Consider the following 10,027-nt stretch of genomic DNA (forward strand, 5'->3'; position numbering starts at 1 on the left):
TCGTTCTTCTCGTACCAGGTGGCGGTCGGCAGCACGATGTCCGAGTACAGACAGGTGGTGCTCATGCGGAAGTCGAGCGTGACCAGCAGGTCGAGCTTGCCTTCGGGCGCCTGGTCGTGCCAGACGACCTCGGTCGGCTTGGCTTCATCGGCGCCCAGGTCCTTGCCCTGCACGCCGTGGGTGGTGCCCAGCAGGTGCTTCAGGAAGTACTCGTGGCCCTTGCCCGACGAGCCGAGGATGTTGGAGCGCCACACGAACATGTTGCGCGGCCAGTTGGCGGGGTGGTCCGGGTCGTGGCACGACAGCTTGAGCGAGCCGCTCTTCAGGCTGCTCACCACGTGGTCCTTGGGATCGACGCCTGCGGCGGCGGCGTCCTTGACCACCTGCAGCGGGTTGGTCTGCAGCTGCGGGGCAGACGGCAGCCAGCCCATGCGCTCGGCGCGCACGTTGTAGTCGATCATGCTGCCGCCGAACTGCGACTTGTCGGCCAGCGGCGAGAGCACCTCTTCCACGCCAAGCTTTTCATAGCGCCACTGGTCGGTGTGCGCGTAGAAGAAGCTGGTGGAGTTCTGCTGGCGCGGCGGGCGCGACCAGTCGAGCGCGAAGGCCAGGGCCGTCCAGCCGGTCTGCGGGCGCAGCTTTTCCTGGCCCACATAGTGAGCCCAGCCGCCACCGGACTGGCCGATGCAGCCGCACATCATCAGCATGTTGATGATGCCGCGGTAGTTCATGTCGCAGTGGTACCAGTGGTTCATGGCCGCGCCGATGATGACCATGGACTTGCCCTTGGTCTTGTCGGCGTTGTCGGCGAACTGGCGGGCCACGGTCAGCACCTGGTCACGCGGCGTGCCGGTGATCTGCTCCTGCCATGCCGGGGTGTAGGGCACGTTGTCGTCGAGGCTTTTCGCGCCGTTGTCGACCAGCTGGCCGTTGCGGTCGGTCAGGCCACGGAAGACACCGTAGCTGGCCAGTTGCAGGTCGTACACGGTGGCCACCCAGACCTCGCGGTTCTGGCCGGCTTCCTGCACGGTGATGCGCTGCATCGGCACGTTGCGCAGCAGCACGTCGCCCTGCTTGTTGCTCGGGAAGCCCGGCGAATCGATGCCGCCGAAGTAGGGGAAGGCCACCGCCTGGATGTCTGCCTTCTGCGTCTCGGCGTGCTGCTCGTCTTCCAGCACGGACAGCTTGAGCTTGACCTCACGGCCCTCGACGGCCTCCTTGGCCTCCAGGTTCCACTTGCCCTGATCTGCGCGGCCTTCGGCGCCCCAGCGGAAGCCGATCGAGCCTTGCGGCACCACGACACGGCCTTCGCCGTCGTAGGCGAGCGTCTTCCACTCGGGGTTGCTGCCCTGCACGGCCTGGTCGTTCAGGTCGCTGGCGCGCAGGTAGCGGTGCGGCACCAGCGCCTTGCCGGCCGGGGTGTCCTGCTCCTTGAGCATGACCAGCATCGGCAGGTCGGTGTAGCGGCGGGCGTAGTCGTCGAAATAGGCGCTGCGCTTTTCGACGTAGAACTCGCGCAGGATGGTGTGGCCCATGGCCATGGCCACGGCGGCGTCGGTGCCCTGCTTGGGGTGCATCCAGATGTCGGCCAGCTTGGCGACTTCGGAGTAGTCGGGCGTGACGGCCACGGTCTTCGCACCCTTGTAGCGCACCTCGGTGAAGAAGTGGGCGTCGGGCGTGCGGGTCTGGGGCACGTTGGAGCCCCAGGCGATGATGTAGTTCGAGTTGTACCAGTCGGCCGATTCCGGCACGTCGGTCTGCTCGCCCCAGATCTGCGGGCTGGCCGGAGGCAGGTCACAGTACCAGTCGTAGAACGACATGCACACGCCACCGATCAGGCTGAGATACCGGCTGCCAGCGGCATACGACACCATCGACATCGCGGGAATCGGCGAGAAGCCGATGATGCGGTCCGGGCCGTGCTGCTTGATGGTGTAGACGTTGGCCGAGGCGATGATCTCGTTGACCTCGTCCCAGGTGGTGCGCACGAAGCCGCCCAGGCCGCGCTGCTTCTGCCAGCTGCGGCGGGTCTCTTCGTTGGCCATCAGCGTGGCCCAGGCGTCGACCGGGGTCTTGGCCACGGTGCGGGCAGCACGCCACTGCTTGAGCAGCTCACCGCGCACCATCGGGTGCTTGACCCGGTTGGCGCTGTAGAGGTACCAGCTGTACGAGGCGCCGCGGGCGCAGCCACGGGGTTCGTGGTTGGGCAGGTCGGGGCGGGTGCGCGGGTAGTCCGTCTGCTGGGTTTCCCAGGTGACGATGCCGCCCTTGACGTACACCTTCCACGAGCAGGAGCCCGTGCAGTTCACGCCGTGGGTGGAGCGCACGATCTTGTCGTGCTGCCAGCGGTGACGGTAGGCGTCTTCCCAGGTGCGGTCTTCGCCCGTGGTGACGCCGTGGCCGTCGGCAAAGCCTTCCTTCGCTTGCGAGAAGAAGGTCAGTCGGTCCAGAAAGTGGCTCATGTTCTTGGCTCTTTTGGAGAAGAAGGGGGATCAGCAGGGCAGTTCGGCGTCGCGGCGGGCGTAGTACCACCAGGTCAGGCCGATGCACAGCAGGTAGAAGGCGATGAACGCAACCAGGGCCAGCTCGGGGCCGCCGGTGGCGGCGATGGCCGAGCCGTAGCTCTTGGGGATGAAGAAGCCGCCGTAGGCCGCAAACGCTGCGGTGAAGCCCAGCACGGCCGCGGCTTCGGTGTTGGCTTCCTTCAGGGCAGCGGCCTGGGCCACTTCGTCGTTGCGGGGCACGCGACGGGTCTTCAGGTTCAGGAAGATCACGGGGATCATGCGGAAGGTCGAACCGTTGCCGATGCCGGTGGTCAGGAACAGCACCAGGAACATCAGGAAGAAGCCGGTGAAGCTGCCTTCGTGCGGGCCGAAGGGCAGGGCCCAGGCGCTGCCCGTGGTCTTGGGCAGGAAGCACAGCACGCCGACCACGGCTGCGGCCATCACGATGAAGTTCCAGAAGGTCACGCGCGCACCGCCGAGCTTGTCGGCCAGCCAGCCGCCCACCGGACGGATCAGGGCGCCGACGAGCGGGCCGATCCAGGCGTAGGCCAGGGGGTTGACGTCCTTGAACTGCGACTTGATCAGCAGCGGAAAGCCCGCGGCATAGCCGATGAAGGAGCCGAAGGTGCCGAGGTACAGCACGCACATCAGCCAGTTGTGCTTGTTGCGGAAGATGGCGGCCTGCGTGGCGAACGAAGCCTTGGCATCGGCGATGTCGTTCATGAAGAACCACGACGCGAGCGCCGCCAGCACGATCCAGGGCACCCACACGAAGGCGGCGTTCTGCGCCCACACCTCGACCTGCTGGCCGGCCTTGTTGACGATGTGCTGCGAGTCACCGCCCAGGAAGCCGAACACGCCCACCGAGATGATGATGGGGCTCAGGAACTGCACCACCGACACGCCCAGGTTGCCCAGGCCGGCGTTGACGCCCAGGGCTGAGCCCTTGCGCTCCTTCGGGAAGAAGAAGCTGATGTTGGCCATCGACGACGAGAAGTTGCCGCCACCCAGGCCGCACAGCAGCGCGAGGATCAGCATGGTCGGGTAGGGCGTGGTCGGGTCCTGCACGGCCACGCCGATGCCGATGGCGGGGATCAGCAGCGACGCGGTGGAGATGGCCGTCCAGCGGCGGCCACCGAACACCGGCACCATGAACGAATAGAAGATGCGCAGCGTGGCGCCCGACAGCGCCGGTGCTGCGGCCAGCCAGAACAGCTGGTTGGTCGAGTACTGGAAGCCCATCTGCGGCAGGTTCACTGCCACGACGCTCCACAGCTGCCAGACCGCGAAGGCCAGGAACAGTGCAGGCACCGAGATCCAGAGGTTGAGCTTGGCGATCGCCTGCCCTTGCGAGGCCCAGAAGGCCTTGTCTTCGGGCGTCCAGACGGTCAGCGTCGAGCCCGGGCGGGGCTTGGCGCCCGCCGTGCTTGCTTGAATGGCCATGGTGAGGTCCTTGTTCAGGAGAAATCAGGAGCGGCGGCCGGCAACGGCGCCTTGCGGTTCGCCACCCAGCACGTCGCGGGTGCGCACTTCGGTCAGGTACATCCAGATCAGCGAGACCCACACCACGCCGTAGAGCAGCATGAAGGCGCTGGAGCGGACGCCCGTCAGGTCAAGCAGGTAGCCGAAGAGGATGGGCAGGATGAAGCCGCCCATGCCACCGGCCAGCCCCACGATGCCGCTGATGGCACCGATGTTCTGCGGGTAGTCGTTGCTGATGTACTTGAAGACGCTGGCCTTGCCGAAGGCCCAGGCAATGCCCAGCACGAACATCAGCGCGGTGAAGGTGTAGACGTTCAGGCCGATGTGGAAGGTTTGCGGGCCGTTGAGGGTCTGGATGGTGAAGTCGGTCTGCGGGTAGCTCAGCAGGAACAGGCAGATCCAGCTCACCCACATCACCCACCAGGTCACCTTGTGGGCGCCGTGCTTGTCGGACAGCCAGCCGCCGATGGCGCGCAGCACACCGCCGGGCAGCGAGAAGCAGGCGGCCAGCAGGGCGGCCACGCGCAGATCGAGCCCGTATTCACCGACGTAGTACTGCACCATCCACAGCGACAGGCCCACATAGCCGCCGAACACGATGCTGTAGTACTGGCAGTACTTGAGGACGCGCGGGTCCTTCAGGGCCTTGAGTTGGGCGGCAAAGCCGCCTTTGGCAGGGGGAACCAGGTGGGCCGGGTCGTGGGCGCTGCCGAACCAGAAGATCAGCGCCGTGCCCAGCATGATGGCCGCGTACACCTGCGGCACCATCGTCCAGCCCAGGGCCACCACGATGATAGGCGCGACGAACTTGTTGACGGCAGCACCCGAGTTGCCGGCGCCGAACACGCCCATCGCGAAGCCTTGCTGGTTCTTGGGGAACCAGCGGGCCACGTACGGTGTGCCGACCGAGAACGAGCCGCCGGCCAGCCCCACGAACAGGCCCAGCACCAGGAAGTGCCAGTACTCGGTGGCATAAGCCATCAGCCAGATCGGCACGACGCAGGCGAGCATCGTGATGAACAACACGATGCGGCCGCCGAAGCGGTCAGTCCAGATGCCCAGCGGCACACGCACCAGCGAGCCGGTCAGCACCGGCGTGGCGGTGAGCAGGCCGAACTGCGTGGCAGACAGGCCCAGCTGCTTCTTCAGCGGGATCCCGATGACCCCGAACATCATCCACACCATGAAGCACACGGTGAAAGCCAGCGTGCTCACGACGAGAACCGAGATGGCCCTCCTGTTACTGCTCGACATGGTCGACTCCTTTTCCATGTCGGCAGTGTCGGAATATCAGGTGGGCGTCGGTATCCTTCTGTGGATCAGGTGGGGTCGTTCGATCGGAGTAGTCCGGCGGTCAGGTTTGATCTGGATCAGATGAGGCCAGCACGGCGGCCTGGACCCGCGACGTGAGGTTCAGCTTGCGCAGGATGTGCTGCACGTGGATCTTCACCGTGGTCTCGGCAATGTCGAGCTTGCGGCCGATTTCCTTGTTGCTCGCGCCGCGGGCGATCTCGCGCAGGATGTCGCGTTCGCGTGGCGAGAGCTTGGCCAGCGGATGGGGGGCGGCATCGGTGGCCCGATCGGTTGCGGTGGGCGTGGCCGCGGGCGGTGGCGCGTCGGCCGGTGCGCCTGGCGACTGCTGCACCGCCTGCCGATAGGCGGCCACGAGCTTGCCCGTCATCTCTGGCGAGACGGCCGATTCGCCCCGGTGCACGCGGCGGATGGCGTCGACCAGGTCATCGCCTTCCACCGTCTTGAGCAGGTAGCCGCTGGCCCCGCGCGAGAGCGCTGTGGCCAGGTCGTCCGCGTCCTCGCTGACGGTGAGCATCAGCACCCGCGGTGCCGGCTGGTGGGCCAGCAGCTGGGGCAGGGCGTCGATGCCGTGCACGCCGGGCAGGTGGTTGTCCAGCAGTACCACGTCGGGCTGGTGAGCCTGGATGTGGCGCAGCGCCTCGCCGGCATCACCGGCTTCGGCCACCACCTGCAGCTCGCTGAACTGACCGAGCAACGCGATCAGGCCGCGACGGAAGAGGGTGTGGTCGTCGACCACGAGCAGGCGGATGGGCATGGCAGCTCCGTGGGAAGAGGGCAGCGACAAAGGGCCCCGATTGTCCGGCATGTTGTCCGGCCTGTGCAGGGGGGGGGCGCTCTGTCGGGTGGACAGGGGGGACTACTGCTAGAGAAGGATGGTCAGCCCGCGCATGGCTCTCTAGACTGGCCAGGCCACGATGCTCACTGCCTTGCCGTCCGCTGTCATGCCGACCCTCATCGACCCGTACCAACGCGTGATCGACTATCTCCGGGTGTCGATCACGGACCGCTGCGATCTGCGCTGCACCTACTGCCTGCCCAAGTCCTTCAAGGGCTTCGAGGAACCGGCGCACTGGATGACGCTGGACGAAATGCGGCGCCTGGTGGGGCTGTTCGTGGGCCTGGGCGTGCGCCGCGTGCGCCTGACGGGCGGTGAGCCGCTGCTGCGTCGGGGCGTGGACACGCTCGCGGCGGGCCTGAAGCGCCTGCCCGGTTTGCAGGACCTGTCCGTCTCGACCAACGCCACGCGCCTCGACCGCATGGCCCTGCCCCTGCGGCAGGCGGGCGTCGACCGGCTCAACATCAGCCTCGACAGCCTGGATTCGGGCTGCATGGCGCGCATCACCGGGCGCGATTGCCTCAGCGAGGTGCTGCGCGGCATCGACGCCGCCGTGGCGGCGGGCTTTGCGCCCATCAAGCTCAACATGGTGGTGCAGCAGGGCGTCAACGACCACGAAGTGGAAGACATGGTGGCCTACGCACGCCAGCACGGGCTGGTGTTGCGCCTGATCGAGCCCATGCCGGTGGGGGACACCGGCCGGGCCACCGTGGGCCGTGACCTGACGGCGCTGGGTGAAGCACTCGCCCGCCGGACCGGGCTGATTCCGCAGCTGCCGGGTGGCGGTGGGGGCGGGCCGGCACGCTACTGGGTCGACCCGCACAGCGGCATGAATTTCGGGGTCATCACCCCCATGAGCCAGCACTTCTGCGCGGCGTGCAACCGTGTGCGCCTGGGGGTGGACGGCACGCTCTACCTGTGTCTCGGGCAGAATGACCAGGTGCCGCTGGGCCGCTTGCTTCGTGACGGCGCGGGTGACGACGAGCTGCGCCAGGCCATCGTGAATGGCATTGCGCACAAGCCGGAGCGGCACGAGTTCACTGACCGGCCGGAGAAGATCGTGCGCTTCATGGCCCAGACGGGCGGCTGACCGCCGCGCAACATGGCCCTTGTGTCCCCTTCTGCTGAACCGCCGCCCGACGTCCACGACCGCCCGGATCGCCCGGGGTCTTCGCTGTCGCGCTCGTCCGACCTGACGCTTGCGCGCAAGCTGGCGGGCATCGGTGGCGTCTTCCTGGCCGTGGCCTTGTTCACGGTGGGCCTGTCCATGTGGGTGACGTGGCAGCTGGAAGGTGGCGCCGCGGCCATCAACGAGGCGGGGCGCATGCGCATGCGGTCGTACCAGATCGCCTTGCAGGTGCGCGACCTGCAGGCCGGCCGGGATGCCGACGCGCTGCAGGGCGTCATGCGCCGTGTGGCCGAGCTCGACGGCAGCCTGGCGCTGCTGACCAACGGGGATTCGCGGCGGCCGCTCAGCGTGCCGGGCAACCACGAGGTGCAGGCGCATCTGGCGCGCGTGCAACACAGCTGGGGCGTGCTGCGTGCGCAGGTGCTGCAGTCGCTGTCGAGCCAGCAGCCGGAGGACCACATCCTGCGCGTCGAAGCGTTCGTCGAGGAAGTCGATGCGCTCGTCTCGTCCATCGAACAGCGGCTCGAGACACGCACGGTGGCGTTGCACACCTTCCAGCTGGTGATGATGGTGCTGGCGGTGCTGAGCGCGCTCGCCATCCTGTATGCCAGCCACGTCGTGATCCTGGAGCCGATTGCCAACCTGCGCCACGCCGCGCAACGGGTGGAGCAGGGCGATTTCGCCGCGCGGGTGCCGCCGGGTGCGGCCGACGAACTCGGCGAGCTGGCCGAGGGCTTCAACCGCATGACGGAGCGGCTCGGGGCCCTGTATGGCGGCCTGGAAGCCAAGGTGGCCGAGAAGACCGGCAAGCTGCGCAAGGAGCAGGCGCGGCTCAAGGCGCTGTACGACGTGTCGACCTTTGTGGCGTCGGCCGACACGCTGCAGGCGTTGGGCGAAGGCTTTGCGCGAAAGATGCGCCTGATCGCCCACGCCGATGCGGTGGCCATCCGCTGGTCGGACGAGGCCAACGACCGCTACATGCTGCTCGCCAGCGACAGCCTGCCCCGCATCCTCGCCGAAGAGGAGCAGTGCGTCCTGACGGGCGCCTGTTTCTGCGGCGACCGGCCTCAGCCCGGCTCGGCAGCCCGCTTGCGCGTGATCCCGATCATGGAGGAGGCGCGCAAGGAGGATGCAGGCGCTGCCAAGGTGCAGCGCCGTTGCGCCGAGGAGGGCTACACCACGCTGGTGACCATCCCGCTCAACCTGCAGCACCGGCTGCTGGGTGAGATCGAGCTCTTCTACCGCAGCGACACCGCCTTCAGCGTGGAAGACCGCAGCCTGTTCGAGGCCCTGGGCAGCCACCTGGCGGGCGCGATGGAAAGCCTGCGCATGGCCGCGCTGGACCGCGAGTCAGCGGTGGCCAGCGAGCGCAAGCTGCTCGCGCAGGAGCTGCACGATTCCATTGCCCAGTCGCTGGCCTTCCTGAAGATCCAGATGGCGCTGCTGCGCTCGGCGATGAACAAGCAGGACCGCGCGGCCGTCGAGTCGACCATGTCGGAGCTGGACGCGGGCATCAAGGAAAGCTACAGCGATGTGCGCGAGCTGCTGCTGCACTTCCGGGTGCGCACCGACAGCGGCCAGCTCGACCTGGCCCTGCGCGAGACGCTGTCCAAGTTCGAGATCCAGGCGGGCCTGCGCACGCACTTCCAGTATCAGGACGATGGCGTGCCGCTGCCAGCCGATGTGCAGATCCAGGTGCTGCACATCGTGCAAGAAGCGCTGTCCAATGTGCGCAAGCATGCCGGGGCCAGCGAAGTCTGGCTCGATGTGGTGGCGCGCCCCCGCTGGCGCATCACCGTGCGCGACAACGGCCGCGGCTTCGACGTCGACAACGGCGCGCCGGACGGCACCCACGTGGGCATCAGCATCATGCGCGAGCGGGCCGAGCGCATCGGGGCCCGGCTGGACGTGCGCTCCGATGGAGCCGGCACGCACGTGACGCTCACGCTGGATCAACCCTACTGACCCCCACCCTCTTCCGACACAGAACATGATCACGATCCGCTACTTTGCCTCGCTGCGCGAGAAGCTGGGCGACGGCGACACCCTGGCTCTGCACCAACTGAGCACGCCCACCGTGGGCGGAGTGCGCGAGGCACTGATGGCCCGCAGCCCGCTGCATGCCGAGTCACTGGCCGCGCGGGCCGGCATCCGCGTCTCGTGTGACCACGAGCTGTGTGACGACGCCCACTCGGTGACAGAGCGTGCCGAGGTGGCGTTCTTTCCGCCCGTGACGGGCGGCTGAGAGAAGGGGTTATCCACTTTTTCTGTGGATAACTTTGTTGGCAAGCCGGGGGGAAGTGGTTTGGCCACTGCGGGCGAGTTGGGGTGCCTCACGATGAGGCACCTGGCGGCCGAGGAGTGGGAAGGGTCAAGCCCCGCGTCCGGCCCGCGGCGGCGGCGAGTTGCGCATACTGTCCGGTCCTCCCCTCGTTGCCGGCCTTGCCCCATGTCTGCTTCCACCGCCTTCCGCTTCGACAACACCTACGCGCGTGACCTGGAAGGGCTTTACGCGCCGTGGCAGCCCGAGGCCGTGCCCTCGCCCTCACTCCTCTTTCTCAACGCGCCGCTGGCCGCGGAGCTGGGTCTGGACCCGCAGGTGCTGGAGAGCCCGGAGGGCGTGGCCGTCCTGGCTGGCAACGCGGTGCCGGACGGCGCACAGCCGCTGGCGCAGGCCTATGCCGGTCATCAGTTCGGGCATTTCTCACGGCAGCTGGGTGACGGCCGCGCACTGCTGCTCGGTGAGCTGATCGACCAGGCGGG

General features: G+C 67.4%; 8 protein-coding genes. 4 read left to right on the top strand and 4 right to left on the bottom strand.

Annotated elements, in window-relative coordinates; all coding sequences use genetic code 11:
* From Q0Z44_RS17440 to Q0Z44_RS17455, 4 genes are all read right to left on the bottom strand, one after another.
* Positions 1 to 2,462, bottom strand: a 2,462-nt coding sequence (locus Q0Z44_RS17440) for a nitrate reductase subunit alpha (RefSeq protein WP_298015142.1), incomplete at its 3' end; no start/stop codon positions are given.
* 30 nt (positions 2,463 to 2,492) lie between these two features.
* The gene (locus Q0Z44_RS17445; protein WP_298015144.1) at positions 2,493 to 3,947 is read right to left on the bottom strand and encodes a NarK family nitrate/nitrite MFS transporter; all 1,455 of its coding nucleotides are present in this window, start codon (positions 3,945 to 3,947) and stop codon (positions 2,493 to 2,495) included.
* A 24-nt stretch (positions 3,948 to 3,971) separates the two neighbouring features.
* Positions 3,972 to 5,240, bottom strand: coding sequence for a nitrate/nitrite transporter (locus tag Q0Z44_RS17450; protein WP_298015146.1), 1,269 nt, complete (start codon positions 5,238 to 5,240; stop codon positions 3,972 to 3,974).
* Between the two features lie 100 nt (positions 5,241 to 5,340).
* A complete protein-coding gene (locus Q0Z44_RS17455) occupies positions 5,341 to 6,054 on the bottom strand; it encodes a response regulator (protein ID WP_298015148.1) in 714 nt (237 codons plus the stop codon).
* A 187-nt stretch (positions 6,055 to 6,241) separates the two neighbouring features.
* Between Q0Z44_RS17455 and moaA the strand changes: the two genes are divergently transcribed.
* From moaA to Q0Z44_RS17475, 4 genes are all read left to right on the top strand, one after another.
* The gene (moaA, locus tag Q0Z44_RS17460; protein ID WP_298015150.1) at positions 6,242 to 7,225 is read left to right on the top strand and encodes a GTP 3',8-cyclase MoaA; all 984 of its coding nucleotides are present in this window, start codon (positions 6,242 to 6,244) and stop codon (positions 7,223 to 7,225) included.
* A 12-nt stretch (positions 7,226 to 7,237) separates the two neighbouring features.
* Positions 7,238 to 9,229, top strand: a complete 1,992-nt coding sequence (locus tag Q0Z44_RS17465; RefSeq protein ID WP_298015152.1) for a type IV pili methyl-accepting chemotaxis transducer N-terminal domain-containing protein — start codon at positions 7,238 to 7,240, stop codon at positions 9,227 to 9,229.
* A gap of 25 nt (positions 9,230 to 9,254) precedes the next feature.
* A complete protein-coding gene (locus Q0Z44_RS17470; RefSeq protein WP_298015154.1) occupies positions 9,255 to 9,509 on the top strand; it encodes a MoaD/ThiS family protein in 255 nt (84 codons plus the stop codon).
* 204 nt (positions 9,510 to 9,713) lie between these two features.
* A partial coding sequence (locus tag Q0Z44_RS17475; RefSeq protein ID WP_298015156.1) for a protein adenylyltransferase SelO family protein occupies positions 9,714 to 10,027 on the top strand: 314 nt, incomplete at its 3' end.

Source organism: uncultured Aquabacterium sp. (assembly GCF_947366995.1).
Lineage (GTDB): Bacteria > Pseudomonadota > Gammaproteobacteria > Burkholderiales > Burkholderiaceae_C > Aquabacterium.

Bases quoted from the DNA above. Each gene is read 5' to 3' on its own strand.
- Q0Z44_RS17445 (WP_298015144.1), bottom strand. From the start codon at position 3,947: ATGGCCATTCAAGCAAGCACGGCGGGCGCCAAGCCCCGCCCGGGCTCG.
- Q0Z44_RS17450 (WP_298015146.1), bottom strand. From the start codon at position 5,240: ATGTCGAGCAGTAACAGGAGGGCCATCTCGGTTCTCGTCGTGAGCACG.
- Q0Z44_RS17455 (WP_298015148.1), bottom strand. From the start codon at position 6,054: ATGCCCATCCGCCTGCTCGTGGTCGACGACCACACCCTCTTCCGTCGC.
- moaA (WP_298015150.1), top strand. From the start codon at position 6,242: ATGCCGACCCTCATCGACCCGTACCAACGCGTGATCGACTATCTCCGG.
- Q0Z44_RS17465 (WP_298015152.1), top strand. From the start codon at position 7,238: ATGGCCCTTGTGTCCCCTTCTGCTGAACCGCCGCCCGACGTCCACGAC.
- Q0Z44_RS17470 (WP_298015154.1), top strand. From the start codon at position 9,255: ATGATCACGATCCGCTACTTTGCCTCGCTGCGCGAGAAGCTGGGCGAC.